The organism is Chryseobacterium vrystaatense (assembly GCF_000737765.1).
Taxonomy (GTDB): domain Bacteria; phylum Bacteroidota; class Bacteroidia; order Flavobacteriales; family Weeksellaceae; genus Chryseobacterium; species Chryseobacterium vrystaatense.
Map to the genome: position 1 here is coordinate 90,455 of NZ_JPRI01000004.1, position 23,904 is coordinate 114,358.

Here is a 23,904-nt window from a genome sequence, read left to right on the forward strand (position 1 = left end):
TTTGCATAACCCACTTTATTTTGAAGAGATAGGCCACAGAATTTCTCTGCTTGCTAAAAATACTCCTTCAAGATGGGGCAAAATGAACAGCTCACAGATGTTAAAGCATTGTGATCTTGTGCTTAAGGTCGTTTTAAGGAAAGTTGAACTTCCCGATATCAACATCGTATTTAGGGCAATAGGAGCAGCAACCAAAATGGAAATGCAGATCTTTAACAACGGAATTCCCCGAAACATGCCCACTTTTCGAAAACTAATCGTTAATTTTGAGTGTGATTTTGATGAATCAAAAACCAATCTGCTGAATACGCTGGAGGATTTCCGGACTGCATCTGAAAATAAAGAGCTTCCGGACCATCACAAGTTATTCGGTAAAATGACTGAAAAAGACTGGGGATTTTTAGAATACAAACATCTTGATCATCATTTAAAACAATTTAATGTATGAGTTTTTTTGATAAAATATTCGGAGGAAAACAAGACAATCCTGAACGTAAATCTTTCTGGAAAAAAATAGAATCAGAAGAGGATTTGGCCAAGGCAATAGAGAATTCCTATCACCATAGAATTGCTATTTTCAAACATTCAACACGATGCTTCATCAGCAAAACGGTATTGAGCAATTTTGAAAAAGAAATAGATAGTTTAGATCAAAAACCGGATTTATATTATCTTGATTTGCTGGAACACAGGCCGATTTCAAATAAGATATCTGAGGATCTTGGACTAAGACATGAAAGTCCCCAGCTGATTATCATAGAAGACGGACAGGTGGTCAACAGTGCTTCGCACGAGGATATATCTTCAAGCCAGATTGTATCATGAAGAATATAAACACTTATTTAGCAAAAGTATTAAATGTTCCTATAGAAAAAGTGAACATGTGCAGCTTACACTATGAAGTAAAGAAAATACCTAAAAACCAGTTTCTTTTACAGTATGGTGAAATCTGCAGGCACATATTCTTTGTAGAAAAGGGACTGTTGAAGATGTATTCCATTGATAAAAACGGAAAAGAGCACATTATACAGTTTGCTCCTGAAAGCTGGCTGATTTCTGACCGAAGCAGTTTGTACTTTAATGAAAAATCTATTTACTATATAGAGGCCGTAGAAGATACAGAAGTGCTTTTTCTTCATCCCGATTTCTTCAACAAACTGGTAGAACAGTTTCCAAACAGTATTGAAAGAAGTGATTTCCTCCTGCAAAAACATATCAGAAGTTTGCAGAACCGGATCAATTCTCTGTTGGGAGAAACAGCCGAAGAGAGGTATATGAAGTTCATCAAAATGTATCCGGATCTTCTCTTAAGAGTTCCACAATGGATGATTGCTTCCTACCTCGGAATTACTCCTGAAAGTTTGAGTCGCGTAAGAAAAGAACTGGCAAGAAAAAATTTCGTTCCGGATAAATAAAAACTATCAGATTTTTTTCGCAAGATGTCCGACCTTTTGCAGGCATAATTGGGTTTCTTCTGTCCAGGGGAGGCCCATACAGAGACGCATGCAGTTTTCAAACTGGTCCTGAAGACTGAACATTCTACCTGGTGCAATACTGATATTCTGTTTAATCGCCAGATCATACAGTTCCGTGGTACGGATTTTTTTATCAAATTCTACCCAGAGAGAAAGACCTCCCTGCGGACGGCTGGTTTTGGTGCCTTCAGGAAAGTAATCAGCAATAGTTTGGACGTAATTCTGATAATTATTCTGAACAGCCCTTCTCATCTGTTGAAGGTGCTTTTCATACCTTCCGGATTTGAGGAAATTAGCGACCGCTTCATTGACAATAGAAATGGATGATGTGGAGTGAAGCAATTTAAGTTTCATAATCTTGCTTTTGTATTTTCCCGGAGCAATCCATCCTACACGATATCCAGGGGCTAAAGTCTTTGAGATAGAGCTGCAATACAAGACATTTCCATCCTTATCAAAAGATTTACAACATTTTGGACGGATTGCCCCGAAATAAAGATCTCCATATACATCATCTTCAATCAAAGGGATATTATTTTCAGAAAGAAGCTGTACAATCTCTTTTTTATTTTCATCCGGCATGCAGCTTCCCAAAGGTGAATTGAAATTTGGAATTAACAGGCATAAATTAATCTGCGGGATTACTTTTTTTAAAGCCTCTATTTCTATACCGGTAGTAGGGTGGGTAGGAAGTTCAAGTACATTTAAGCCAAAACCGTTGGCAAGTTGAAGAATCCCCGGATAACATGGGCTTTCGATGGCTATTGTATCTCCTGGTTTCCCCAGTGCCATCAGACAGAATGACAATGCATTCATACCGCCGTTTGTAGTAACAAGATCATGTTCATTCAGATTTCCGCCCCATTGAAGCGAGCGGACTGCGATCATTCTGCGAAGCTTTAAATTTCCCTGCAGTTCCTCATATTCCGTTCCACCTTCTTTTAGTTCCCGGGTAGCATTGATGATTTCTTTTTTAAGTTTAGCCTGAGGCAGCAGATCTCCTGAGGGAACTCCGATAGAAAAGAATGTTATTCCTTTTTTACCCATATTTTCATAAACGCGGCTGATCAGTTCATCCGGTTCATCATTATTGGCAATCAGAGAAGGTCGGCTTACTTCCGGAAGAGGAAGCTTTACAGACATGATCCGGCTGACAAAATAACCTGACTGTGGTTTGGACTCAATCAAAGACTGTGATTCCAGTTCCAGGAAAACTCTCTTTGCAGTATTCATACTTACCTGGTGCTCCTGACACATCATTCTCACCGAAGGAAGTCTGTCTCCTGCCTTCAGTACACCATTTCTGATCTGGGAAGCTATCCCGTCTGCAATCTCTGTATAAATATATTCTCTGTTCATTTCTTAAACTGTGCTCATGCAAATATACAAAACTGGGACTGTGTTTATTCATTTTGTCTTTCTAATTTTGAATCATCAAAAAATAATAAAATGATGAGTGATACAATATCTAAAGACGAAAGTCTAAGTGGATGGATCAATGGGTTTATAGGGGTACTGCTTTTCAGTGGATCCATGCCTGCCACAAAATTAGCGGTTATGGAGATGAGCCCGATCTTTGTAACCATTGCAAGGGCTGCTATTGCAGGAATTCTGGCACTTTCGGTATTGATGATCTATAAAGAAAAACGTCCTGAAAAGAAGCAGATATTTCCACTTCTTCTGGTTTCTGTAGGTTGTGTAGTCGGTTTTCCACTCCTTTCGGCATTGGCACTTCAGTACCTTACCTCGGCTCATTCTATCGTATTTCTTGGGATGCTTCCTTTGGCAACTGCTGTATTCGGTGTGTTCCGTGGTGGAGAACGTCCGCATCCTGTATTTTGGTTTTTCTCAGTTATCGGAAGTCTTTTGGTGATTGGGTATGCAGTTTCACAAGGAATATCAGCTTCGCCGATTGGAGATATTCTGATGCTGATTGCTGTTATTTTATGCGGGATGGGATATGCTGAAGGTGCTAAACTGTCAAAGACATTAGGTGGATGGCAGGTTATCTCATGGGCTTTAGTGTTGGCATTACCCGTCATGATTCCTTTATTTTTTATTTATTTTCCGGATCACATTGAAACTGTAAGTTTTAAGGGTTGGTTTGGAATGGCTTATATTTCTCTTTTCAGTATGTTTATTGGATTTATATTTTGGTACAAAGGCTTGGCACAGGGAGGTATTGCCACCGTGGGGCAGCTACAGCTGTTACAGCCTTTTTTCGGACTTGGGCTTGCTGCGTATTTTCTTCATGAGCAGGTGAGTGTCGGAATGCTCGGAGTGACTGTCGGTGTTATTTTATGTGTAGCCGGAACCAAAAAATTCGCCAAATAAACAGGAATCAGGCATTATGATTCAAATCATAAAACGAAGTTTTGTAATGAATTATCTTTGGTTGCAGTACAAAATATAACGATTATGAAATTAACTCTTTTACTTATGCTTTTAGGCTTAGCGGTATTAAGCTGTAAAAAGGAAACTAAAGTAGACACTTCTCCCACTTCCGACAGTGTTATTACAGATACTGTCCCTGCAGATTCAATGGGTGCGCCTATGCCTTCTGATACTTTGCCTATGACTGATACCGCAGGTGTAAAAAAAACAGATACAGCGAAGGTTACTAAAAAATAATTTTAACCGCCATATATTTATAAAACCCGTTTTTTTATTAAAGCGGGTTTTAATATCCTTCAGTGCTCTGCGAGGAAGAATTTCTGGTGTTAGTAAGTTTGCTTTGCGAATATCTTTATTTTTAAACTTTTTTTATGAATATATATGAATATATAAATTGATTATATTGTATTTTGATAATTATTTTAACTTTATTTAACAATTTACTTAATGATTAGGGTTCAGTATTTGCATAGGTTAAAACAAGATGTACTTCCCAATGAAATTTTTCAGTGAGACCATCTATCATGATCGATGACGAAAATATGGTATTTTGAGAAGGAATAAAACATCAGGAGAAGCAGAAAAATAAGATTTGTTCAATTAAAGATCGAAAAATTTTATATTAAAAACGGTTTCAATAATAAATTTCCCTATTTTTTATTGAAAATATTTAAAGACATACGTATGAAAACAATAAGCTGCATGAATATTGACGACGAACTGTTATATTCATCCGGAGGAGAGATCAAGCAATACAAAAAAGGTGAACCCATATACAGGGAAGGAGACCATGCTAATTATTATTTCCAGATTAGAGAAGGAAAAGTGAAACTCAATAATTATGATGATGAAGGAAGAGAATTTATTCATAATATTTTTGGAGGAAAACAGAGCTTTGGAGATTCAATGCTTTTTTTAGATAAATTTTATCCTACGAATGCCATCTGCATCGTTCCTTCTGAAATTATCAGAGTGCCGAAGGAGAGATTTATCGAATTGATTAAAAAACATCCTCATTTATCTTTGGAAATGAATGCTTGTCTTTCTCAAAGGCTTTATTTCAAGGCAATTATGCTTCACAGTATGGCATCATTGAATCCTGCTTCAAGGCTTAAAGGGCTTCTCGATTATCTTAAAAGTTATCATGATGACAGCTGTGGAAGCTGCTTTCAGGTTGAGCTTACAAGACAGCAGATTGCCAATTTGGTGGGTCTTCGTGTAGAAACAGTAATCAGGGCATTGAAAAAAATGGAAAAAGAAGGAAATATTACCATAGAAAACAGAAAAATTGTGTATTAATCTTCACATCAATATGATCCAGGTCATAAAAAAGTGAATTATTGTAGTGTACCTTTGGGAGATCAAATTTCAATATATTCTTAAGACCTCAGTAAAGGCGGCAAAAAGCTTTCGGCTTTTAGAATTGATCATCAATTCCCAATCGATGCCTGATCACTACATCACTTCCGGTTCTGTAAAAAAATCAGTTGAGAATACTGTGGGTGAGGTGACTGTACTTCAGAAAGATTGAAATCGAGATAAGAAAATAAGTTCCCTGAAGAACATATTGAACCACGATTATTCAGAAATATGGATTGCCAGAAAATAGTAAAAAGCCTGAATCATAAGGACTTTAAAAGAGTTCCTAATAAAGGAAGCTGGTTCCAGGAAGGAGCAGCAGTTTACGCCAAAGAGATCAGGCATAATATTTTTTTACTTTTTGTGATTTTAAAGGACATAGAGATTGAAAATATTCAGGCACTGATTGCTCATTTTGATAATTTTAGCAGTATTGGTCAAAAAGAACCGGAGCAGGTCATGTTTTATCTTTCAATCAAAGACAAAGAAGATCTTCATTATTTTGAGAAGTATTTAAAAATTTCCGATAACTAATAACCATTGTGCATATGATATTTGAAAATGACACTTTAAAATATTCCGGACTGAATGATAAAAATAATATGATAGAGAATGAATCTTTATTTCCAAGCGTTATCAATTCATATGGAGTTACTGCTTTTCTAATCAAGTCATTGGAAAAGATAAAAAATAATGCCAAGTGCGATATTCTTAAAAATGTGATCGATACTTATATTAAAGAATACATTTTGAATATCCGTGAATATCATGGCGAAAAAACACAGTCTTCGTCACAGATTGAGACAGAAATAAAAATAGAAAATTCTTCTTTCACTTTATATGCCAAGACAGCGTATTATAAAGTATTAAAAGAAGAAGAATATCTTAATAAGCTCTTGCAGACTCTTGAAAAAGACAGAACTCACACAGAATAATCCAGACAATAACATTGTCTGACTTTTTACCCTTCACACCACACCAAAAAAAAATTGATATGAAAAATGATTCTCAAAAGAATAAAAAGTTAGACCAACTGAATGCGCACAGTACTTCCAATGAAAATGAAAAACTGACGACTAACCAGGGGATAAAAATTAATAATAACCAGGATTCATTAAAAGGCGGAGACAGAGGACCAACATTGCTGGAAGATTTCATTTTAAGGGAAAAAATTACGCATTTCGATCATGAAAGAATTCCTGAAAGAGTAGTCCATGCCCGCGGCTCAGGAGCGCATGGTGTATTTAAGCTCAATAAAAGCCTTAAAGCATATACCAAAGCAAAATTTCTGAATAAAATAGGGGAAGAAACACCTGTTTTTGTAAGGTTTTCAACAGTTGCCGGAAGTAAAGGAAGTACTGATCTCGCAAGGGACGTAAGGGGCTTTTCTATTAAATTTTACACGGAAGAGGGAAATTATGATTTTGTAGGCAATAATGTACCGGTATTTTTTATTCAGGATGCTATAAAATTTCCGGATTTAATTCATGCTGTGAAACCGGAACCGGACAATGAAATCCCACAAGCTGCTTCGGCACATGATACGTTTTGGGATTTTATTTCACTGATGCCTGAAAGCATGCATATGATCATGTGGGTAATGAGTGACAGAGCTATTCCCAGAAGTCTGAGAATGATGGAAGGTTTTGGAGTCCATTCTTTTAAATTCATCAATGAAGAAGGAAAAGTTCATTTCGTTAAATTTCACTTTAAACCTAAACTCGGTGTTCATTCTGTCGCTTGGGACGAAGCTCAGAGAATATCAGGTGTGGACCCCGATTTTCATAAAAGAGATTTATGGGAAGCGATTGAAAGCGGAGCTTTTCCTGAATGGGATTTCGGGGTACAGCTTATTCCGGAAGAAGACGAACACAAATTCGATTTCGATCTCCTGGATCCTACCAAACTGATTCCTGAAGAAGAAGTTCCGGTAGAACTTTTTGGGACTTTAACATTGAATAGGAATCCGGATAACTTCTTTGCTGAAACAGAGCAGGTGGCATTCCATCCTGGACATCTGGTTCCCGGAATCGACTTTAGTAATGATCCATTACTTCAGGGAAGATTATTCTCCTATACCGACACCCAGCTATCGAGACTTGGATCACCGAATTTCCATGAAATATCAATCAACCGATCCATTAATACGGTCCACAACAATCAGCGTGACGGGCATATGAGACAGCAGATCGTTAAAGGAAAAGTTAGTTATGAGCCGAATTCCATTGGAGGAGGATGTCCTTATCAGGCTATGATGTCGGAAGGAGGATTTGTTTCTCAGGAGGAAAGGGTGTCTGGGGAAAAGGTGAGAAAAAGAAGTCAGAGTTTTGTAGATCATTATTCACAGGCTAAATTATTTTATAACAGCCAGTCAGCTCCTGAACAGACCCACGTTCAGAATGCGCTTATTTTTGAATTGTCAAAAGTGACCATACCTGAGATCAGAGAAAGAGTGGTAGGACAGCTTGCTTTTATCGATAAGACTTTAGCTCAAAAAGTAGCTGACAAAGTGGGCGTTAAAGTTAAAAAATTAGAGCAGCCCAATCAAAGTATCCCGGCAGATGGTAATGTCGCAGACCTTCAGAGTCCCGAAAAACAGCCTAAAACTAAAATTTCGGAGGCACTCAGCATGAAAAATACGGTAAAAGATACCATCAAAAGCCGAAAAATAGGATTTATTATAGCCAATGGTACCGATGCGAAAACAGTTAATGCTTTAAGATCAAAACTTGAAAAAGAAGGCGCAAAAGTAGAGTTTATTGCTCCAAGTTTAGCACCTGTTAAAACCAATGATGGATCAACACTTGTTCCCAAGCATTCCCTGACAAGTATTGCAAGTGTTTGTTTTGATGCCCTGTATATCAGTGCAGGAGAAAAATCTACGAAAGAACTCATGGCCTCTGAAAATAAGCATCATGCCTTACAGTTTATCAATGAAACTTATAAGCACTGTAAAGCGGTTTATTTTGGAACAGGGACAGAAACCCTGTATAACAATAGTAATATCGCTGCGAAAAAACATGACGATCCGGCGGTGATCATCTGGAAAGATAACAATTCTGATCAACAGTTTATAACGGCTGTTTCCGGACACAGAGTCTGGGATCTTGAGTTGGAAAGAAACGCATAGAAATAAAGAATACCCTTCACACCACATAAAATATTTAAAATCATGGAATTTCAGAAAAATCTTTTAGAATATATCAGTCAGTCAGTGATGAGAGCAGGCGAAACCATTTCAGTAGCCGAAAGTGTTACCTCAGGATGTCTGCAGCTGGCTTTTTCACAGATGCCCAATGCCTCTCTTTTTTACAAAGGGGGGATCACGGCCTACACATTACCCCAAAAGGTAAAACTGCTTCAGGTAGATAAAGCAGAAGCAGAAGAATGTGACTGTGTATCAGAAAACATCGCACGCACCATGGCCCTTAATGTGGCCAAACTATTTGAAACCGACTGGTCCATTGCTACAACAGGCTATTTTACTCCGATAAGAAATTCCATGTATAAGATCTTTGCTTATTTTTCCTTTTCTTATAAAGGCGAAATCATTCTCACCAAAAAACTGGAACTTCATCCCAAGACACAGGCGTTAAATGCTCAGATGTATTATACAGAATTCATTCTCGGATGTTTTAAAAGTGAAATCAATCAGTTGCTGATCTTAAAATAACGAAGTCAAAATACAGCCCTCAGATTTAATTTTTGAACTTAATATTAACGCTTAAACCGGTTACTATGTCTGAAAAAAGTTTCTTTTACCGTAATAGTTTAAGTATTGTTTTGCTGGGTTTAATGTTAGCCTGTCTTATGGGTCAGTTTTTTACCGGCTGGACAACACTGAATAAGGAAATGGCGGAACAGGGAAGTGCTATGCTTAGTCTGGGAAGCTATATTCATAGCGGTCATTTTATACAGGCCACTTTTGAAAACTGGGAAAGCGAATTTCTCCAGATGATGCTCTACGTTGTATTGACCGTTTCCCTAAGGCAAAAAGGCTCGAGTGAATCCAAATCACTGGATGGAAATGAGGAGGTAGATCAAGAACCACAGCCTCATGCAAAAGCTCCATGGCCGGTAAAGAAAGGCGGGTTATGGCTTAGACTCTATAAACATTCTCTATCCCTGGCTTTTGCTATTCTGTTCCTGGCAAGTTTTGGAATGCATTTCTATGGAAGCCTGAAAGATTTCAATGAGGAGCAGATGGTAAAAAAAGAGCCAACCACCACTGCGGTACATTACCTATCAGATTCACGGTTCTGGTTTGAATCTTTTCAGAACTGGCAGAGCGAGTTTTTAGCAGTTTTTTCTATCGTTATCCTGTCGATATGGCTTCGTGAAAAAGGGTCTCCCGAATCAAAGCCGGTAGATATGGCCCATGATAAAACGCCTTAATTCACTTTTTTTACTTTGGGTTTAGATTTCATGATCGCATGATAGGATGAGGTAAAAGCGGATAAACTTTGATAGCCCACTTTATACGCGATCTGGCTTAAAGTAAATTGTCCTGCATCAATGAGTTCTATGCTCTTCAGAATTCTTACAAGCTGAACATATTTCTGAAGCGTAATTCCTGTTTCATTTTTGAATATTCTCTGCAGACTGCGGACAGACATCTGTGCTTTTTCTGCCAGTTCATCTGCATTGAGGCTGTACTTAAAATTAGAATTAATGTACGTGCAGACAGGAATAAGTCTGGCATCAGACGGTACAGGTATTTCAAGATAACTGCTTTCTCTGCAGAAGTTAGGTAGACTTTTTAAAATGGCTTTAAAAAACAGATCCTGTTCTTCATCTTCTTTTACCGACTGATTCCATTTGGAAGCATACAAAAGCATTTCTTTCAAAACTGGCGGAACAGCAAAAACATGAACATCCTGATAAAAACGATCATCAAAAACAGTTTTAAATAAGAAGACCATCAAGTTGACCGTTTTTGCTTCGGAAGTAATTCTGTGAGCTTTTCCTGACGGAACCCAAATCACATGATATTGCGGTACCAGATAGATCTTCTGGTCAATATGGAAATATTGATATCCTTCTTCTACAAAAGTAAGCTGGGCACGATGATGGGCATGATCATGATCGTCGTGTTTCCAGTCCTTTTCACACCACACATACGCTTCTTTTTGAATGGTATCGACAAAGCGGCTGTCTTTATTTTCGGTTAAACCACATTTTACCATGTCGTTCTGCATAGAATTTTTGGCAAATTTAATAAAAACGACAATACTAAATTTGTAAAGTAAATATTTATCTTATTAAAAATGAAAAAACTAAGTACGGTTTTTGTATTAATTTTATTATTAAAAATCACCACAATCATGGCACAGGAAAGCAAATCTAAAATATTGGTCCTCATACACTCAGATAATGGAGGAACTTATGAGCTGGCTAAAGAAATAGCAACAGGTATTGAAAGCAGTAAAAATGCAACAGCTGTTATCAAGCAGGTTAAGGAATCACAAAATCCAAAATTAAAAAATATTCCTGTAGCTTCAGTAGACGAGCTTCCTTCTTATGATGGAATTGCCTTTGGATCACCGGTTTATTTTGGAAATATCAGTACCGGAATGAGTGAGTTTTTATCTAAAACCGTTAATTTATGGACTAACCATGCACTGGAAGGAATGCCTGCAACGGTTTTTATGTCTGCGGGAAGCGGTGCCGGAAAAGAATTGGCTCTTAATGCTTTCTGGAATACTCTTGCCGTTCATGGTATGGTATTGGTTTCCAACGGAATCAGAGGGACTGAAACGGTTAATAAAGCAATTCCTCAGGGAAATACAGTATTGGGAGTAACAAGCATGGCATCACTGAAAGACGTGGAAAGACCTACAAAAGATGAGCGTGCTCTTGCTGAACTTCAGGGTAAAAATTTTGCTAAAACAGCAGCGGCTCTGAAGGGAACATTCAGTAAAAAACCAATAACAGCGGGTCCTGTAGAAAAAACGGAAGATATCAATGCTTTGTTGAAACAAAAAAACATTACCCTGCCAAAGGTACCGCAGCCAGCCGGAAATTATAAGCCTTATGTACGTGCCGGAAACCTTGTATTTATCAATCAGGTTGCTCTAAAAGACGGGAAAATTTTAAATCCTGGAAAATTAGGGGTTGATGTCAATGAAGAGCAGGTAAAAGAGGCAACGAAAGCCACGATGCTTAATGTGATTGCAGTGTTAAAAGAAGCTGTAGGAGGTGATCTGAACAGAGTAAAACAATGTGTACAGCTTACAGGAATTTTCAATACGAAAGATGATTATACCAAGCATGCAGACTTAATGAATACAGCCTCTGATCTCACTGTGGAAATTCTCGGTGAAAAAGGCAAACATGCAAGAGCTACTTTGGGAGCTTCATCCATTCCTGTGAATTCTTCTGTGGAAATACAGGCTGTTTTTGAAGTGGAGTAAAAGTTTATTGTAAAGAATAAAAAATTGCGCTTAACTTAAGATTAAGCGCAATTTTTTTTTGAGTTACAGCCATGAAACGTATAAGGCTAAATAAGTAAAAAAATCCGATAACATAAAACCATCTATTCTGTAGTTTTTTAAAGCCAATTTTATGTAATTGATCCAATTGTATGAATTCATTTTCTGAGCTTCTTTTTTCCAGAATCCCAATATAAAGATCTCAACAGTTTTGTCATGGGGTTGTAATTATTCACCATATGTAGAATTTAAGGGGTTAAAAAATCCTCCAGCCAAGTCATCATAGGGTGATTTGTTATTGAACTTTCCTTTTAATCTGTCATTATTCGCGAATATTAACAGATGAGTCTGTGTCTTTTTTAGATCTGAGGCTAACGGCCTTTACGGAAATTGATAATTTAGGAAACTATCTTAATCCTGCCAATGGCATTTTACGGCACCTGATACAGGCATGTACCGATTTCTATGACGGTTTCCTCCAAGTTTACAATTGCTGATCAAAATATATCCTCAATTCCTAACGTCATGTTTGGTCTTGTGGATGGAACGACCAATAATTGGGTAATGTGCTTTTCTGTTCCGTCTTCTTATATGAAAGGGGACTTTGGAACAGCGATCAATACTGTAGGGACAGCTAATACATTTCTGGGGATCTGTCAGTTAACTGCCGGAAAAACCTATTATTTCGGTGCTACCGGAGGCTTAACTCTTTTATCAAATGTATCTGCCTCTTCAGGAACAGGTTTTGGAAGCTATTTTGAAATCCAGTTACTGAACAATAATTAAGATTCACAGTTTTAATGGATGGTCGATATCTTTTCATAAACGTAATATGCTTATCACCATTTTTTATATGATAGGGTGATAAGTTTTTCGGGACAAGATCATTGGGGTATTTCTGTCTTTAGTATTTCAGAAATAATGATAATGCTCTGTTCTAAATTCTCTTCGGAAAGTGATCCGTAACTGAGTCGGAATCCATTGATCACAGCATTATAACTGTATTGTTTCGGGTGTATGATATTGATGTTTTTTTCCAGAAGCAGAGTGGTCACAGTATCCCAGTTTGCGTTTGTTTTCGGGACAATCCAGAAAGCAAGACCGCCTTCCGGCAGTGTGAAATCTGCAATACCGGTCAAGTGTTTTTCCAAAAGCAGATGAACCTGGTCTCTTTTGTTTTTATAATGAACAGTCGCTTTTTTAATATGTTTTCTCACGGCCCCTTCCCTGATCAGCTGCAGAACGGCTTGCTCCATGATGACATCTCCCTGTACATCAATAATCTTCCGCAGATCTCCTATTTTACGGATCAGGTTGAGGTCTTTTGATACCAGGTAACCAATCCGCAGAGCCGGAGCTACTACTTTGCTGAGCGTTCCGATGTATACGTACCGATTAAGTTCCGAAAAACTCGAAACAGGCAGAATAGGGCGGTAGCCAAAGTGGAATTCATTGTCGTAATCATCTTCAATAACTGTGATCTCATGACTGTTACATAATTCGACTAACTCGAGCCTTCGTGCGAGGCTTAAAGTAACTGTCGTCGGGTACTGTCTGTGAGGAGTGATGTATATTGCTTTTATATTTTTGTTGTCTGCTAAAAGCTTCTCAATATCTTTAACAACAATTCCTTCTGCATCTACGGCGGCGGGCAAAAGTTCGGCTCCTGCATATTCAAAGGCTTTCCATGCGGGTTTATAACCCGGATTTTCTACAATGACCTGATCCCCGGATTTTAAAAGACATTGGGCAGTAAGGAACATCGCCATCTGACTTCCCCGGGTGATCGAAATTTCATTTTCGGTGATATGCATTCCACGCTGATGGTTCAGCATCTGGGAAATGGTTTTTCGGAATTCAATATCGCCATGTTCGTTTCCATAGCCCATCATCTGCCACTTTGCTTTTCTGCTGAAGATCTGTCTGTAGGCTCTTGCAAGTTCTGTTACAGGGGCGATTTTGCTGTCAGGATGTCCGTCATCAAAATTGATCATTGGTCTGTTAAAGATTGGTGAGCTATGTTCTGTTTCCTTATATTTTTTGGTAAACCTTTCCTGTAAAGCGGGAAGTTTATCAGATACGAAAATTCCCTTTCTTTCTTTAGAAATGACCCATTCTTCATTGATAAGCACCTGATAAGCTTCTACCACAGTATTCCTGTTGATCTTTAGCATCGATGCCATGATTCTGCTTCCGGGCAGAGCATCATCTGCTTTAAGTCTTCCGGAGCGTATATCCGCAATGATGGTATCTGCGATTTGCAGATAGACTGCTTTTTCAAGCGCTTTATCTATTTCGAATTCTAATTTCCAAGGACGAATCATCTGGACTACCTGTTTATGTTAAAACTGAATCACTTACACGGTCCAAATATAAGATAATTTTGTCATGCAATAAAGCACAAAACATTTAAAATTTAAAACATCATGGACAAGAAAGATTTCAGTTCAAAAGATTTTCACGAAACGTTTGCAAGACCAAAGTATGTAAAACCGAGTCATTTAATCCATAAAAATGTAGAGAATGCAGGGGTGCACAATCAGTTTTCAACAGAAAGAAAGCATCCGGTTTTTTTCGTTGATCTTCCTAGTAAAAATGTAAGTATGACCATCGGAGGACTGACTCCCGGGCAGCAGACCAACAGACACCGTCACACGTATGAAACCGTATTGTATGTCATCGAAGGAAAAGGATGGACAGAAGTAGAAGATGAAAGAGTGTACTGGGAAGCTGGAGATGCGGTTTACATTCCTTCATGGGCATGGCATAAGCACCAAAATTTAAGTGATACTGAATCTGCTAAATATTTAGCATGTGAAAATGCCCCTCAATTACAGAATCTTGGGGTAGCCTTAAGAGAAGAAGAAGGAAGAGACCTTTAATTTTAAATTATTAAGAATGTGTAAAAGTTTAAGCACGCTAAGAAATCATGCAGATTGTTAGTGGAGGCCAGAGTCAGGTAGAACTTTAATCAGGTTAAAAATCTTCTCAAAAAAACACAATATACATAGGAAGGTTTTTAAAAATTAAGGATCAACTCAATTTTTTAGCAGCTTAAACTTTTCTTAATGGTTGAGCAGAACGATTTTCAAAAAACTATTTTAATTTTAAAACAAACAAAACATGAAAAATGTTCCATTCAAAGGAATAATTGCTTACCCAATTACACCTTTTGATCAGAATGAAAAAGTAGATATTCCTCTCTTTAAAAAGCTGGTAGAAAGACTTGTTGTGTCGGGAAGTCACGGGCTTGCTCCGTTGGGAAGCACCGGTGTGATGCCCTATCTGTCTGATGAAGAAAAAGAAGCAATAACGGAAGCTTCCATACAGCAGACCAATGGCAGAATTCCAACGCTGGTGGGCGTTTCCAATCTTACGACAGAAAAAACCGTATATCATGCTCAATTTGCGGAAAAGGCCGGAGCGGACGCAGTGATGATCATTCCGATGAGCTACTGGAAACTTACTGACGACGAGATTGTTGCCCATTATGATGCAGTTGCAAGTAAAATCTCAATTCCTATTATGGCCTATAACAATCCGGCAACCAGTGGAGTAGATATGTCTCCGGTTCTTTTAAAAAGACTGTTGGAGATTCCCAATGTGACGATGATCAAGGAAAGTACAGGGGATATTCAGAGAATGCATTATCTGAGAAAAGAACTGGGAGAAGAAACAGCATTCTATAACGGATCCAATCCGCTGGCACTGGCTGCATTTACTGCCGGAGCAAGAGGTTGGTGTACTGCAGCTCCCAACCTGATCCCTGAACTTAATATTGATCTTTACAATGCTGTTGAAGAAGGAAATCTGGAGAAAGCAAAAGAGGTTTTCTATAAACAGTTTGATCTCCTGAAATTTATAGTGAATAAAGGTCTTCCTAGAGCGGTTAAAGCAGGTCTTAATATTTTAGGAGAAGAAGGCGGAAACTTAAGAAGTCCCTTAAAACCTATGACCGCAAAAGAAACAGAAGAACTTAAAAATATTATTAAAACTTTAATAAATTAATTTAAATATGAAAAAGCCAATTTTTTATCACGCAGGATGTTCAGTATGTGTAAGTGCAGAACATGATATCATCAATCTTATAGGTGCCGAAAATGTAGAAATCGTGCACTTGGGAGATGACAGAAACAGAATTCAGGATGCAGAAAAGGCAGGTGTAAAGTCGGTACCCGCTTTGGTAACACCAAACGGAAACGTTTTGCATATTAATTTTGGGGCATCTATGGAGGATGTGAAAAAATAAAAAAATCCCGGTAACTGAGGAAGAATCAATGACCGGGATTTTAAATAAAACAATTTTGTAATTGTCAGTTTAATATTTTATGTTGTAGAAAAGGTGGCCGATACAATCGAAGCCACCTTTTATTTTACACAATAGCATTTCCTTCTACACCGTCTGCATTGTTGGTCTTGATACCGGTAATAGCAGAAGCTACAAAGCTGAAAAGGCTGACCAGTTTCCCTGCTTTGGTATCCCAATAGTAGGTTTCTTTAGGTTCTACACGGATAATCGTTACATCGGGATCATCCTTTCCGTCAAACCAGGCTTTAGCCATGGGCGACCATTTTTCTTCAATGGTGGCTTTATCTTTATACACGGATGCCTGTCCATAGACAGAAAGATACTGAGAATCGCCATTATTCATAAAGAAAAGCTGCACTCTCCGGTCATCTTTGATTTCAAAATTTTTGTTACTGCTTGCACTGCTGATAAACCATAAATTTCCGCTGTCATCTGTTTCCTGCAGCGACATAGGACGGGAATTAACGGGAACCGTGTCAAGGTCGGTACAGAACATACATATTCTTGCCTTTTCCGAGAGTTCCTGGATTTTTTTAATAGCTTCGAGGTGGGTTAAATTTTTTGTAGACATAATATAATATTTTAAGTGATTTGAAATTTTTGGAATGGAAAAAAATAAATTATTCCCTGTTGATCAGTATAGTTCAAAAATCTAACCAAAAATCTATTATTTTAATATTTTATCAATGAAAACTTTGTTTTTCACCAACAATTTTACGATCATAAAAGAGATGTGAATACTACAATATCACAGAATAAGAACGAAAAAAGGACAGGCACTCATCAGAAATAATTATTTTTGTTGTCTGAACCCATTTCAATAGAATACAATCTGATGGAGAATTATGCGGTTATTTTAGTGATTATGGCCTTAATGATCGGAATATCCGGTTTGGCAGGCAAAATAAAAATTCCGGTACCTATGCTGCTGTTAATTGCGGGTATTATGATCGGTTTTGTTCCTGCCATGCCTGAAATTGAAATCAATCCGGAGATTATTATGCTGCTTTTTCTTCCACCGCTTCTGTATGATGCTGCTTTCAATATTTCCTTTCAACAGTTTAAAACCAATATCAACACGATTGGAACACTGGCGATAGGACTGGTGTTTTTGACAACAGCCGGTATTGCAGTGATTGCTTATTACCTGATTCCTGGAATGACATGGCCGCTGGCCTTTGTACTGGGATCCATTCTTTCTGCGACAGATGCTGTTGCAGCGGTGGGGGTTACTAAAGGATTAGGGCTTTCCCACAGAACAATGACCATATTGGAAGGAGAGAGTCTCATCAATGATGCATCAGCGCTGGTAGCTTACCGTTTTGCCGTAGCGGCAGTTACAGGAATAAGTTTTGTAACCTGGAAGGCATCAATGGAGTTTTTTGTTGTTTTGGGTGGAGGTTTTCTTATTGGATGGATTGTTTTTAAGGCTTTAGCTTTAGTAATCGGTTTTTTCCGTAAAGATGCAATGGTGGTCAACAGTTTAATACTTTTAATGCCATTTGTTACTTATCTTATTGCGGAGCATTTTGAGGTATCGGGAGTGATTGCTGTTGTTATCCTCGGTTTGGGAATGTCCAGACTCAGCAGAAATAAATTTCCTGATCATGTGAAGGAACAGTCCAGAAACTTTTGGGATATTATTATTTTTCTTCTGAACGGTTTGATATTTTTATTGATCGGTCTTGAATTTCCGATTGTACTTAAGAAAATCCCTCATATTCAGGTATGGACGTACGCAGGGTATGCTGTTGTCATTGTCCTGATTACTTTACTGATCAGAATGGCAAGGGTCTATTTGCAGCAGTTTAATCTTCAGAAGGCCTTCCAGGGTAAAAGGAAAATCAGCGAAGAAGCATTGTTTGATTCTAAAACAAGTTTTATTATTACCTGGTCGGGAATGCGTGGAATTGTCTCATTAGCTATTGCGCTGGGACTTCCTGCAACATTAAATGATGGCGAGCCTTTTCCTTTGCGAAGCGAGATTGTTTTTCTATCCATTGCTGTTGTATTAATTTCACTGTTAGGACAAGGGCTTACATTACCCTGGATTATAAAAAAACTTAAATTATAATCATGCAGATTTCTCCTCCAAAACCGCTGGCCAGATATATTAAGCATTATATCTTTTTAAAGAACACAGAAGATATGGCTAAACATTTGCGGTTATTTGCAGACGGTAATACAGGTCTGATCATTTCTCCGGATATCCATATGCAGGATGAACAGAATAGTAACCTGCCATTATCTTTTTTCTATGGACAGCCTACGCAGTATAAAGATCTGACCACTACTGGCCGGTTTTCTTTATTAGCGGTTGTATTTCAACCCTATTTTTTCAATCTGCTTTTCAGTGTTGCAGCTAAGGACATTAAAAATGAAATCATTTCAGCTTCGGATATTCTAAAAGATCAACTGCTGCCATTTCAGGAAAGTCTTTATCATAATGAAGATCCCCAGTCAATAATAGCAGCATTAAATGCCTATTTCATGAAGCTCATTTCAGCCAAGAAAAATCCTGAACCATGGCTTATTAAAACGCAGCAATATATGCTTCAAAACAGAGGCGGTTTATCTTTGAAAGAACTGGAACATTTCACAGGATATTCCGAACGGCATATTGAACGGAAGTTTGAAGACCATATCGGCATATCTCCAAAAAAATACAGTACAATCATCCGTCTTCATCACTTTTTAAGCCTGATGAAAAATAATCCTGATCAAAAGAGTATTACCCATCTCTCTTATGAAGCGGGCTATTCTGACCAATCCCACCTGATCAGAGAATTTAAAAATACCATCGGATTAACGCCGGGACAATATCTTAAAACTGAAAATAAACTGGCTGTGAATTTTATAGAAATTCCGTTTACCTGACCGATGTCGGTTTTATACAATTTCTGAATAACCCTGCGGGGTAGCTTTGCAGAAAAAAAAGATGGACAATCTCAAAATTTCAACCGCACAGTTCGAAAATAAAAGCGGAGACAAAGACTACAATCTTTCGGTGATCGAAAAACTGGCAGCGGAAGCAGCTGCTAAAGGTTCGCAGGTTATTGCTTTTCACGAATGCTCAATTACCGGTTATACATTTGCCAGAAACCTTAGCAAAGAGCAGATGCTTGATATTGCAGAGTATATTCCGGATGGAAAAAGCGTTCTGAAATTACAGCAGATCGCAGCGAAGTACCACATCACCCTCCTGGCCGGACTTTTTGAAAAAGACGAAAACGATCATATTTTTAAAGCTTACGTATGTGTCGATGAGACAGGACTTAAAGCTAAATACAGGAAACTTCATCCTTTTATCAATCCTCATCTGACTCCGGGAAATGAATATTGCGTTTTTGATATTCACGGCTGGAAATGCGGAATTCTTATCTGCTACGATAATAATATCGTTGAGAATGTGAGGGCTACGAAACTTTTGGGAGCGGATATCATCTTTATGCCCCATGTGACCATGTGTACACCATCCACCAGACCGGGAGCTGGATTTGTAAATCCGGAATTATGGGAAAACAGAGAAGCTGATCCTACATCGCTTCGTCTGGAATTCGATGGAATGAAGGGAAGAGACTGGCTGATGAAGTGGCTGCCTGCAAGAGCTTATGATAACGGAATTTATGCCGTTTTCTCAAATCCTATAGGGATGGATGATGATCAGCTGAAAAACGGATGTTCTATGATTGTTGATCCTTTTGGTGATGTCATTGCAGAATGCCGTTCGTTTGATGACAGTTTTGAAACGGTTACTATTTCTGCTGAAAAACTCATTCAGGCTGGAGGAAACAGGTATGTGAAAGCAAGAAGACCTGAACTCTACAGGGATATCATCGGCATGGATCATCATTCTGAACAGAAAGTTGTCTGGATGAAAAACAACATGATTTAGTCTGGTCTGTATTAAAGATTAACAACCGGAAAGAGAAGGTGGAACATATCCCTGTCATGGTTTTAAACATGGGCAGGGATACGCCTCATCTTACTTAATGATTTTTTGCAGATCACTCCACGCACCTCCGTTATGGACAAGCGTAAAACCTCTTTCTTTTAAAATAGTTTCAGCTTTTACACTGCGTAATCCATGCGAGCAGACGGTGATATAAGTTTTGTCAGGATCAAGTTCCGTATATCTTTCCCTGATGGTTCCCAAAGAAATATTCAGGGAACCTTCAATATGTCCCATTTTATATTCTTTTTCTGTTCTTACATCAAGAATGACAGCTCCTTTTTTAATCAATTGATCTAAGCCGTTATCTAAGGTCTGATATTGGTAAACTCTGTAAACAACATGCACCATAAGTGCTATTCCGAAAAACATTAAGACGCTTTTCATAATTTACTCAGAATTTTTTTATCAATGTAAAAGGTGCCAAAAGGAATGAAACACGCCAAAATAACTTTCCAGGTAATCTCTTTAAATTTCCAATGCTGTTCAACCCCTACGCTTAAAGTATTGAACAGGAAAAGCAGAAATAACGTTCCGTGAACTGGCCCCATCATTTTTACCAAAGCAGGGTTTCCCAGCCAGTATTTCAATGGAACAGCTATAAATACGAGGGTAAGCAGAGATATTCCTTCAAGAATGGCCAGAATTCTCAGGCGTCCGATTTTTGTTTTTAATAAATGTATCATAATTATCTGAAATAAGGTCTGTTGACAAAAGGAGAGAACGGCCACGGAATAGCTATAAAGATAACGGACAGTGCAATGGCAAACCAGATGAGCATCGTTTGGAATTTTTTACGGTCTGTATTTTTTCTTTTAGCTAAAGCGGAACCAATGGTAATTACGACAATGGCAGTAATCATGAGAAGAATATGAATCAGGCCGAAGAAGAGTATATCCAAAGATTCTTTAGCTTCGCTGAAATTTTTCCAGAAATACTCAACAATGGGGCTTTTAACATAGAGGATAATTCCAAAGATCAGTTGAATGTGGGCAATTGTGGCAGTCCAGTGCCGAACAGAATCATCCGTTTTTGAAAATGTTTTGTGATAAAAATAGCCTCTGTAAGCTCTCCATAAAGCGTAGATAAGACTTAACAGAACCACCCACCGGAATGTGGAGTGCAAAAATGTAAGGGTCTGGTACATCGATCAGTTTTTTGAATGGACCAAAGGTATATAAAAAACATACTAGTTAGTATGTTTTTGGATAAAAAATTATTCCAATGATTGAAAATAAGACTTAAGTCCTTTTAAATAAATAAGATAGACTGATTTTGAGTTTTCCAGTTTTCCTAAATTACGTACGCCCCAATAGCCGGACATAACAAAAACGGCAATCTCTTTGGCATTGACATGCTCTTTCACAGAGCCTGCTGTCTTTCCATTTTCAATACATGCGATCATCGCATTTTCCCAGCGTGAAGACAGTTCATTCAGTGCTTTTGTGAAATCAACATGCCAGGGAGCCATTTCCTGTGTAAAATTGGAAGTGGGGCAGCCGTACTCAACCTTTAAAAGATCATTTTCCATTAGAATACCATAGACCAGCTGATAGATGCTGTCCAAAGGATGATCGGTATTTTGCAACGGTTCAATAAAAGTGCTTTTGAAATTGTTTTTAAGCAGTTCGTTGATGATGGCCAGTCCCATTTCATCTTTGGTTTTAAAATGGTAATAAAAGGCGCCTTTTGTCACCTGTGTAGTGGCAATGATCTCATCAATGCTGGTGGTCTGGTAACCTTTTGCATAGATCAGTTCAAAGGCTTTCTGAAGGATATTCAGTCGGGTTGCTTCTGATTTTTTCATTAGGATGCACTAGCTTTTTGCAAAGGAACGGAATTTTTAACCAAAAAAACAAACTATCATTATTCTGATACTTTACTAGAATTTAAATAATTTTTATAATACAATAAATCGTCGGAAATTTGCTTCGTCAAACACAACAAAATTATAAGGCAATGAATTTTCAAAAAGACATACAGATCAAGACCGAATCAGGTGTAAAAGGCAAAGGTCTTCCTGCAGCATTATGGGCATTGACCATCAGTGCCTTTGGAATTGGAACTACGGAATTCGTTATTGTCGGACTTCTTCCTACAGTAGCCGGAGACCTTGGAATCAGTATCCCGTCAGCCGGGCTTCTGGTAAGTTTATATGCAATAGGAGTGGCGATAGGAGCTCCGATACTAACGGCCTTAACGGGGAAAGTACCACGCAAAATGTTATTGATTTCAATCATGATGCTATTCGTCATCGGAAATGGGTTGGCTTCTATAGCTCCAGGTTTCATTACTTTGGTGATGGCCAGAATTCTGACTGGATTTGCCCACGGGGTTTATTTTTCTATCGGTTCCACTATTGCGGCATCGCTTGTTCCTGAAGAGAAAAGAGCAACAGCAATTTCCATCATGTTTGCCGGACTTACACTGGCTATTGTAACCGGAGTTCCACTGGGAACTTTCATAGGACAGCATTTTGGATGGAGAGCTACTTTTATAGGAGTTTCGATTCTGGGGATTATCGGATTAATAGCAAGTATGCTGCTGGTTCCCAAAAATCTCAAAAGCGATCAGAGTGCCTCTTTAAAAAGTCTTCCTAAAGTCTTCGGAAACAGACGTATGATCTTTGCATTTTTAATGACAGCAATGGGTTATGGAGGTACCTTCGTCGTGTTTACTTATTTATCACCGATCTTGCAGGAGATTACAGGGTTTCAGGAATCTACCGTTACTTTTATTCTTCTTATCTATGGAATCGCGATTGCTTTGGGTAACCTTTTGGGCGGAAAGACAGCAAATAAAAATCCTTTAAAAGCACTTCTGTGGATGTTTGCTGCACAAGGGTTGGTTTTATTAGCGTTCTATTTCACTGCGGGAAATCAGGTTTTAAGTATTATTACTTTATTCCTTTTAGGAGGTCTGTCTTTTGCTACAGTACCGGGACTTCAGCTGTTGGTGGTACAGATTGCAGAAAAAGAGCTTCCGGGAACAGAAGATGTGGCATCAGGAATCAATATTGCAGCGTTTAACATAGGGATTGCTGTTGGCTCTTATACCGGAGGTCTTATTGTAACTTCTTCGCTGGGATTGGCAAGTACACCGTGGATAGGGGCTTTATTTTTAGCAGCCACGGTACTGATTACTTTGTACAGCATCCGTTTAAGCAAAAATCAAAAATAATTTTTCACCTGTTTTTTATATTTTCTGAGGCTGTCCATAATCGGGCAGCCTCATTTATATTTCATGAATTTCAGAATCAGTAAATACATAGAATTTCCCACCTTTAGGAATGTTTTTAGTGTCCAATCCTGTAAATTCACTGAAGGCAGGAAGCAGTAACTGATTTTCGGTCTGAACAAAACAGGGAAGTCTTATCCTTTTAACAGAAGAATTGAGTACTACACCGGGATGAATATGTCCTGTGATCTGAAATCCAGACAATGTTTTGTCGAAATCATGAATAAAAGTAAAACCATTGATATTAAGGGATTCAGATTTGAAATTTAAGCATAACTTTTTCTCTAATTTCGCTGACAGGCGGTCATGATTACCTTCAATAAGATAAAACATCAGATCCGGATATTGATTTCTCCAGATGCAGAATTCATCTACATCCGAGTTGTCTCCGGCATGAAGGAGATCTCCAACCACAATGAATTTTTCCGGTTGAAAATACTCAATCAAAACAGAAAGTCTTTCCAGATCACTTTTCATAATATGATTGGCCAGCGCAATGCCGTTCTTTCGGAAATGGGCTGTTTTTCCAATGTGAAGATCAGACAGAATGAGCGCCTTTTCCTTTTTCCAGAATGCTGCGCGCTGATTGGTTAAAGTGAAGATCTCTTTGTTGATGGTGATATTTTTTACTGCGATATTCAAAGTTGGAAATTAGAGGTTAAAAAATGAGAAGAGCGTTTTTTCTCTGACATTACAGACAGATTCAGCAATAAACAGACCATCATGCACCGGTGCAGTCTTGTGGCT

The 23,904-nt window shown here is 38.2% G+C and carries 29 protein-coding genes; 20 read left to right on the top strand and 9 right to left on the bottom strand.

Annotated features, from left to right (window positions below):
* Nucleotide 1 precedes the first annotated feature (1 nt).
* The 3 genes from IW16_RS12360 to IW16_RS12370 are packed head-to-tail and all read left to right on the top strand — an operon-like array spanning nt 2 to nt 1,415.
* A complete protein-coding gene (locus IW16_RS12360) occupies nt 2-448 on the top strand; it encodes a DUF1569 domain-containing protein (RefSeq protein WP_223878164.1) in 447 nt (148 codons plus the stop codon).
* A complete protein-coding gene (ytxJ, locus tag IW16_RS12365) occupies nt 445-825 on the top strand; it encodes a bacillithiol system redox-active protein YtxJ (protein WP_034744608.1) in 381 nt (126 codons plus the stop codon). Before IW16_RS12360 ends, ytxJ begins: the two co-directional genes overlap by 4 nt.
* A complete protein-coding gene (locus IW16_RS12370) occupies nt 822-1,415 on the top strand; it encodes a Crp/Fnr family transcriptional regulator (RefSeq protein ID WP_034730236.1) in 594 nt (197 codons plus the stop codon). Before ytxJ ends, IW16_RS12370 begins: the two co-directional genes overlap by 4 nt.
* 6 nt (nt 1,416-1,421) lie before the next feature.
* On the opposite strand, the gene IW16_RS12375 is transcribed toward IW16_RS12370, so the two are convergent.
* A complete protein-coding gene (locus tag IW16_RS12375; RefSeq protein ID WP_034744611.1) occupies nt 1,422-2,834 on the bottom strand; it encodes an aminotransferase-like domain-containing protein in 1,413 nt (470 codons plus the stop codon).
* Nucleotides 2,835-2,927: 93 nt separating this feature from the next.
* Here IW16_RS12375 and IW16_RS12380 point away from each other — a divergent pair, with 93 nt between their 5' ends.
* The 8 genes from IW16_RS12380 to IW16_RS12415 all read left to right on the top strand — a co-directional run bounded on the left by IW16_RS12380 (nt 2,928) and on the right by IW16_RS12415 (nt 9,623).
* Nucleotides 2,928-3,809 carry a DMT family transporter gene (locus IW16_RS12380; protein ID WP_034745289.1) on the top strand — a complete coding sequence of 294 codons (882 nt, stop codon included), beginning with the start codon at nt 2,928-2,930 and terminating at the stop codon, nt 3,807-3,809.
* A gap of 84 nt (nt 3,810-3,893) precedes the next feature.
* Entirely contained in the window at nt 3,894-4,106 is a 213-nt protein-coding gene (locus IW16_RS12385) for a hypothetical protein (RefSeq protein ID WP_034744614.1), read from the top strand.
* Nucleotides 4,107-4,553: 447 nt separating this feature from the next.
* A complete protein-coding gene (locus IW16_RS12390) occupies nt 4,554-5,168 on the top strand; it encodes a Crp/Fnr family transcriptional regulator (RefSeq protein ID WP_051890176.1) in 615 nt (204 codons plus the stop codon).
* A gap of 291 nt (nt 5,169-5,459) precedes the next feature.
* Nucleotides 5,460-5,762 (top strand): hypothetical protein, encoded by a 303-nt coding sequence (locus IW16_RS12395; RefSeq protein ID WP_034744617.1) that lies wholly within the window; start codon nt 5,460-5,462, stop codon nt 5,760-5,762.
* A gap of 14 nt (nt 5,763-5,776) precedes the next feature.
* Nucleotides 5,777-6,163, top strand: a complete 387-nt coding sequence (locus tag IW16_RS12400) for a hypothetical protein (protein ID WP_034744620.1) — start codon at nt 5,777-5,779, stop codon at nt 6,161-6,163.
* Nucleotides 6,164-6,222: 59 nt separating this feature from the next.
* The gene (locus tag IW16_RS12405; RefSeq protein WP_034744623.1) at nt 6,223-8,358 is read left to right on the top strand and encodes a catalase; all 2,136 of its coding nucleotides are present in this window, start codon (nt 6,223-6,225) and stop codon (nt 8,356-8,358) included.
* A gap of 42 nt (nt 8,359-8,400) precedes the next feature.
* The gene (locus tag IW16_RS12410; RefSeq protein ID WP_034744628.1) at nt 8,401-8,901 is read left to right on the top strand and encodes a CinA family protein; all 501 of its coding nucleotides are present in this window, start codon (nt 8,401-8,403) and stop codon (nt 8,899-8,901) included.
* Between the two features lie 65 nt (nt 8,902-8,966).
* Complete coding sequence (locus IW16_RS12415) at nt 8,967-9,623, top strand: DUF6766 family protein (protein WP_034744631.1); 657 nt, start codon at nt 8,967-8,969, stop codon at nt 9,621-9,623.
* Here IW16_RS12415 and IW16_RS12420 read toward each other — a convergent pair.
* Nucleotides 9,620-10,426 (bottom strand): AraC family transcriptional regulator, encoded by an 807-nt coding sequence (locus tag IW16_RS12420; protein WP_034744633.1) that lies wholly within the window; start codon nt 10,424-10,426, stop codon nt 9,620-9,622. The genes IW16_RS12415 and IW16_RS12420 overlap by 4 nt on opposite strands.
* Before the next feature lie 69 nt (nt 10,427-10,495).
* Between IW16_RS12420 and IW16_RS12425 the strand changes: the two genes are divergently transcribed.
* Together IW16_RS12425 and IW16_RS12430 are read left to right on the top strand one after the other, a co-directional pair.
* Nucleotides 10,496-11,641 (top strand): NAD(P)H:quinone oxidoreductase, encoded by a 1,146-nt coding sequence (locus IW16_RS12425; protein ID WP_034744638.1) that lies wholly within the window; start codon nt 10,496-10,498, stop codon nt 11,639-11,641.
* A 483-nt stretch (nt 11,642-12,124) separates the two neighbouring features.
* Nucleotides 12,125-12,445, top strand: coding sequence for a hypothetical protein (locus IW16_RS12430; protein ID WP_034744641.1), 321 nt, complete (start codon nt 12,125-12,127; stop codon nt 12,443-12,445).
* Between the two features lie 98 nt (nt 12,446-12,543).
* Here IW16_RS12430 and pdxR read toward each other — a convergent pair whose 3' ends face one another.
* Complete coding sequence (gene pdxR / locus IW16_RS12435; RefSeq protein WP_034744644.1) at nt 12,544-13,983, bottom strand: MocR-like pyridoxine biosynthesis transcription factor PdxR; 1,440 nt, start codon at nt 13,981-13,983, stop codon at nt 12,544-12,546.
* A 102-nt stretch (nt 13,984-14,085) separates the two neighbouring features.
* Between pdxR and IW16_RS12440 the strand changes: the two genes are divergently transcribed.
* The 3 genes from IW16_RS12440 to IW16_RS12450 all read left to right on the top strand — a co-directional run bounded on the left by IW16_RS12440 (nt 14,086) and on the right by IW16_RS12450 (nt 15,908).
* Nucleotides 14,086-14,541 carry a cupin domain-containing protein gene (locus tag IW16_RS12440; RefSeq protein ID WP_034744647.1) on the top strand — a complete coding sequence of 152 codons (456 nt, stop codon included), beginning with the start codon at nt 14,086-14,088 and terminating at the stop codon, nt 14,539-14,541.
* A 241-nt stretch (nt 14,542-14,782) separates the two neighbouring features.
* On the top strand, nt 14,783-15,667 hold the full coding sequence (locus tag IW16_RS12445) for a dihydrodipicolinate synthase family protein (protein ID WP_034744650.1): 885 nt from the start codon (nt 14,783-14,785) through the stop codon (nt 15,665-15,667).
* 7 nt (nt 15,668-15,674) lie between these two features.
* Complete coding sequence (locus IW16_RS12450) at nt 15,675-15,908, top strand: thioredoxin (protein ID WP_034744653.1); 234 nt, start codon at nt 15,675-15,677, stop codon at nt 15,906-15,908.
* Between the two features lie 124 nt (nt 15,909-16,032).
* On the opposite strand, the gene IW16_RS12455 is transcribed toward IW16_RS12450, so the two are convergent.
* On the bottom strand, nt 16,033-16,539 hold the full coding sequence (locus IW16_RS12455) for a pyridoxamine 5'-phosphate oxidase family protein (protein WP_034744657.1): 507 nt from the start codon (nt 16,537-16,539) through the stop codon (nt 16,033-16,035).
* Nucleotides 16,540-16,803: 264 nt separating this feature from the next.
* On the opposite strand from IW16_RS12455, the gene IW16_RS12460 reads away from it, so the two are divergent.
* The 3 genes from IW16_RS12460 to IW16_RS12470 all read left to right on the top strand — a co-directional run bounded on the left by IW16_RS12460 (nt 16,804) and on the right by IW16_RS12470 (nt 19,863).
* Nucleotides 16,804-18,042 (top strand): Na+/H+ antiporter, encoded by a 1,239-nt coding sequence (locus tag IW16_RS12460; RefSeq protein ID WP_034744660.1) that lies wholly within the window; start codon nt 16,804-16,806, stop codon nt 18,040-18,042.
* Nucleotides 18,043-18,044: 2 nt separating this feature from the next.
* Nucleotides 18,045-18,845 (top strand): AraC family transcriptional regulator, encoded by an 801-nt coding sequence (locus IW16_RS12465; protein WP_034744662.1) that lies wholly within the window; start codon nt 18,045-18,047, stop codon nt 18,843-18,845.
* Between the two features lie 61 nt (nt 18,846-18,906).
* Nucleotides 18,907-19,863, top strand: coding sequence for a nitrilase family protein (locus IW16_RS12470; RefSeq protein WP_034744664.1), 957 nt, complete (start codon nt 18,907-18,909; stop codon nt 19,861-19,863).
* Between the two features lie 90 nt (nt 19,864-19,953).
* Here the strand turns inward: IW16_RS12470 and IW16_RS12475 are convergent, their stop codons facing one another.
* The 4 genes from IW16_RS12475 to IW16_RS12490 form a co-directional block, all read right to left on the bottom strand.
* A complete protein-coding gene (locus IW16_RS12475) occupies nt 19,954-20,307 on the bottom strand; it encodes a rhodanese-like domain-containing protein (RefSeq protein ID WP_034744665.1) in 354 nt (117 codons plus the stop codon).
* The gene (locus IW16_RS12480) at nt 20,304-20,606 is read right to left on the bottom strand and encodes a DUF3817 domain-containing protein (RefSeq protein WP_034744667.1); all 303 of its coding nucleotides are present in this window, start codon (nt 20,604-20,606) and stop codon (nt 20,304-20,306) included. Before IW16_RS12480 ends, IW16_RS12475 begins: the two co-directional genes overlap by 4 nt.
* Nucleotides 20,607-20,608: 2 nt before the next feature.
* Entirely contained in the window at nt 20,609-21,067 is a 459-nt protein-coding gene (locus IW16_RS12485; RefSeq protein WP_034744669.1) for a hypothetical protein, read from the bottom strand.
* Nucleotides 21,068-21,136: 69 nt separating this feature from the next.
* On the bottom strand, nt 21,137-21,727 hold the full coding sequence (locus IW16_RS12490) for a TetR/AcrR family transcriptional regulator (protein ID WP_034744672.1): 591 nt from the start codon (nt 21,725-21,727) through the stop codon (nt 21,137-21,139).
* Between the two features lie 152 nt (nt 21,728-21,879).
* Between IW16_RS12490 and IW16_RS12495 the strand changes: the two genes are divergently transcribed.
* Nucleotides 21,880-23,100, top strand: a complete 1,221-nt coding sequence (locus tag IW16_RS12495; protein WP_051890177.1) for an MFS transporter — start codon at nt 21,880-21,882, stop codon at nt 23,098-23,100.
* A 54-nt stretch (nt 23,101-23,154) separates the two neighbouring features.
* Here the strand turns inward: IW16_RS12495 and pdeM are convergent, their stop codons facing one another.
* A complete protein-coding gene (pdeM, locus tag IW16_RS12500) occupies nt 23,155-23,799 on the bottom strand; it encodes a ligase-associated DNA damage response endonuclease PdeM (protein WP_034744675.1) in 645 nt (214 codons plus the stop codon).
* Between the last annotated feature and the right edge of the window lie 105 nt (nt 23,800-23,904).

Bases quoted from the DNA above. Each gene is read 5' to 3' on its own strand.
- ytxJ (WP_034744608.1), top strand. From the start codon at position 445: ATGAGTTTTTTTGATAAAATATTCGGAGGAAAACAAGACAATCCTGAA.
- IW16_RS12370 (WP_034730236.1), top strand. From the start codon at position 822: ATGAAGAATATAAACACTTATTTAGCAAAAGTATTAAATGTTCCTATA.
- IW16_RS12375 (WP_034744611.1), bottom strand. From the start codon at position 2,834: ATGAACAGAGAATATATTTATACAGAGATTGCAGACGGGATAGCTTCC.
- IW16_RS12380 (WP_034745289.1), top strand. From the start codon at position 2,928: ATGAGTGATACAATATCTAAAGACGAAAGTCTAAGTGGATGGATCAAT.
- IW16_RS12385 (WP_034744614.1), top strand. From the start codon at position 3,894: ATGAAATTAACTCTTTTACTTATGCTTTTAGGCTTAGCGGTATTAAGC.
- IW16_RS12390 (WP_051890176.1), top strand. From the start codon at position 4,554: ATGAAAACAATAAGCTGCATGAATATTGACGACGAACTGTTATATTCA.
- IW16_RS12395 (WP_034744617.1), top strand. From the start codon at position 5,460: ATGGATTGCCAGAAAATAGTAAAAAGCCTGAATCATAAGGACTTTAAA.
- IW16_RS12400 (WP_034744620.1), top strand. From the start codon at position 5,777: ATGATATTTGAAAATGACACTTTAAAATATTCCGGACTGAATGATAAA.
- IW16_RS12405 (WP_034744623.1), top strand. From the start codon at position 6,223: ATGAAAAATGATTCTCAAAAGAATAAAAAGTTAGACCAACTGAATGCG.
- IW16_RS12410 (WP_034744628.1), top strand. From the start codon at position 8,401: ATGGAATTTCAGAAAAATCTTTTAGAATATATCAGTCAGTCAGTGATG.
- IW16_RS12415 (WP_034744631.1), top strand. From the start codon at position 8,967: ATGTCTGAAAAAAGTTTCTTTTACCGTAATAGTTTAAGTATTGTTTTG.
- IW16_RS12420 (WP_034744633.1), bottom strand. From the start codon at position 10,426: ATGCAGAACGACATGGTAAAATGTGGTTTAACCGAAAATAAAGACAGC.
- IW16_RS12425 (WP_034744638.1), top strand. From the start codon at position 10,496: ATGAAAAAACTAAGTACGGTTTTTGTATTAATTTTATTATTAAAAATC.
- IW16_RS12430 (WP_034744641.1), top strand. From the start codon at position 12,125: ATGACGGTTTCCTCCAAGTTTACAATTGCTGATCAAAATATATCCTCA.
- pdxR (WP_034744644.1), bottom strand. From the start codon at position 13,983: ATGATTCGTCCTTGGAAATTAGAATTCGAAATAGATAAAGCGCTTGAA.
- IW16_RS12440 (WP_034744647.1), top strand. From the start codon at position 14,086: ATGGACAAGAAAGATTTCAGTTCAAAAGATTTTCACGAAACGTTTGCA.
- IW16_RS12445 (WP_034744650.1), top strand. From the start codon at position 14,783: ATGAAAAATGTTCCATTCAAAGGAATAATTGCTTACCCAATTACACCT.
- IW16_RS12450 (WP_034744653.1), top strand. From the start codon at position 15,675: ATGAAAAAGCCAATTTTTTATCACGCAGGATGTTCAGTATGTGTAAGT.
- IW16_RS12455 (WP_034744657.1), bottom strand. From the start codon at position 16,539: ATGTCTACAAAAAATTTAACCCACCTCGAAGCTATTAAAAAAATCCAG.
- IW16_RS12460 (WP_034744660.1), top strand. From the start codon at position 16,804: ATGGAGAATTATGCGGTTATTTTAGTGATTATGGCCTTAATGATCGGA.
- IW16_RS12465 (WP_034744662.1), top strand. From the start codon at position 18,045: ATGCAGATTTCTCCTCCAAAACCGCTGGCCAGATATATTAAGCATTAT.
- IW16_RS12470 (WP_034744664.1), top strand. From the start codon at position 18,907: ATGGACAATCTCAAAATTTCAACCGCACAGTTCGAAAATAAAAGCGGA.
- IW16_RS12475 (WP_034744665.1), bottom strand. From the start codon at position 20,307: ATGAAAAGCGTCTTAATGTTTTTCGGAATAGCACTTATGGTGCATGTT.
- IW16_RS12480 (WP_034744667.1), bottom strand. From the start codon at position 20,606: ATGATACATTTATTAAAAACAAAAATCGGACGCCTGAGAATTCTGGCC.
- IW16_RS12485 (WP_034744669.1), bottom strand. From the start codon at position 21,067: ATGTACCAGACCCTTACATTTTTGCACTCCACATTCCGGTGGGTGGTT.
- IW16_RS12490 (WP_034744672.1), bottom strand. From the start codon at position 21,727: ATGAAAAAATCAGAAGCAACCCGACTGAATATCCTTCAGAAAGCCTTT.
- IW16_RS12495 (WP_051890177.1), top strand. From the start codon at position 21,880: ATGAATTTTCAAAAAGACATACAGATCAAGACCGAATCAGGTGTAAAA.